The 1,605-nt window shown below is 53.1% G+C and carries 2 protein-coding genes; both read right to left on the reverse strand.

Features of this window, described 5'->3' with window-relative positions:
• Positions 1-824: tetratricopeptide repeat protein (locus HAV38_RS21550; protein WP_168057491.1), on the reverse strand; the 824-nt coding region annotated here is incomplete at its 3' end.
• Between the two features lie 125 nt (positions 825-949).
• Positions 950-1,605: phospholipase D-like domain-containing protein (locus HAV38_RS22045; protein ID WP_245182508.1), on the reverse strand; the 656-nt coding region annotated here is incomplete at its 5' end.

Genomic DNA, 1,605 nt, shown 5'->3' on the forward strand with positions numbered 1-1,605 from the left:
GGAAAGCGGAGATCACGATTGCGGCCGAGAGCATCGCTAAACACCTGATAACGAGCAGAGCGTGACGGGTCGATACCATTGGGTGCAAGACCGTCAACGGACTCAAACTCAATACGCAAAAAGCTTGCTGCTCGTCCGCCGCCGAACTTCACTCCTTCATGGAGATAATGAAGCGCACGTGGCTTGTCATGTTGCATAACTTCAGCATCGATCCCCAGAGCCTCTGCCGCATCACTATTCCCCTGAGAAAAGGCACATTCGAGCATATTGAGTGCAATCGGAATATTGCCCCACCGATTCCGTTCCGGGTCGTCGTAGCCGGTATTCAAACTGCGCCCAATAGTAAATTGCGCATAACTACTACCCATCTCAGCCGCTTGTTGCCAGAATGCCCATGCGTTAGTCGCGTCCTGCTCCACAATAAAATTGTCGGCGTAATAGTTGCCCATGACTGCATAGGCCATCGGTATGCCCATCCGCATGGCTTCCTCCGTCAATGCCATCGCCGCACGGGCGTTACGCGGGACTAATATATCATCCGGTTCCGCCAACCCCCATACGCCGGTCTGATATAACGTCGCCAGATTGTTCATCGCTTTCCAGTGCTTGCGTTCGGCTGCCTTGGTGTACAGCGCAAGGATCTGCGGCCAGTCGCGATCATCCTTCCAGAGATCGGGCGTATCAAGCGCCAGCGCCTGCTGAAACCACTGTTCGGCTTCGGGGTCAAAGGCTGGCGTTACTGCCAGCTCATGCTTGCAGATGAATTCCGTGCGGTGTGGAAAAAACAATGGGGGAATCAGATTGCGGGGAAGATTATTATCCATGGAGCAGGCCGTTTGCGAAAGTAACATACAGAAGAGAAGCGGGAGTGACCAGCGGCAAAAAAGCCGACGGGTCGCGTTTTGGGCGATGCGCGATGCGCTGGGTATTTCAGGCATCAAGGTTCCTGTCATGCAGTGGCCTCGTTATCGCCCGCAGCAGGGACTTTGGCCAGACGAACGTTAATTGGACTAGTGCCCCGAGGGTCAGAGTAAGTGACGATGAAGTCGTTAATGCGGCCTCTCATACCTTGAACAATTGCTCCGTTTCGCACCATTTTTTTAATCCATTTTTCATGGGTATCCTGAATACTCAATGGACTCCCATCCCCTCCATCCAAATCCTCCCCCGCCAGATTTCCCCACACCCGCCTCCGCGCATCTTTCGCGAAATTATGATGTACACAATTGATATTGATTTCGCTATCCACCGCCATGCTGCGCAAATTCATATTGGCGCTGCCTAGCGTTACAAACACGTCATCAATGATCATCAACTTGCTGTGAATATAAATTTCACGGCACTTCTCCGATTCAGGATCCTGGGTGTAGAGTTTGGCGATCAGGACTTTTAGCCCCATTTCATCCAGATCAGCTTTACTCACCTGCTTGCGGGCAGCGGAGGCAATGACGTCGGCATGGGCAGCAGACCGTCCTGCCCGCAGCACATTGAGGGGACCGATGACAGGGAGTGCGTACTGCATGAAGTCAAGTTGCCCGGGAGCCTCGGGCGCAGGCATCAATTTACGTTGCTTTTGTACCGCCGCATCATAGGTCGCCATGGTGT

This window comes from Glaciimonas immobilis (assembly GCF_011947285.1).
In the GTDB taxonomy this organism is placed as follows: domain Bacteria; phylum Pseudomonadota; class Gammaproteobacteria; order Burkholderiales; family Burkholderiaceae_D; genus Glaciimonas; species Glaciimonas immobilis.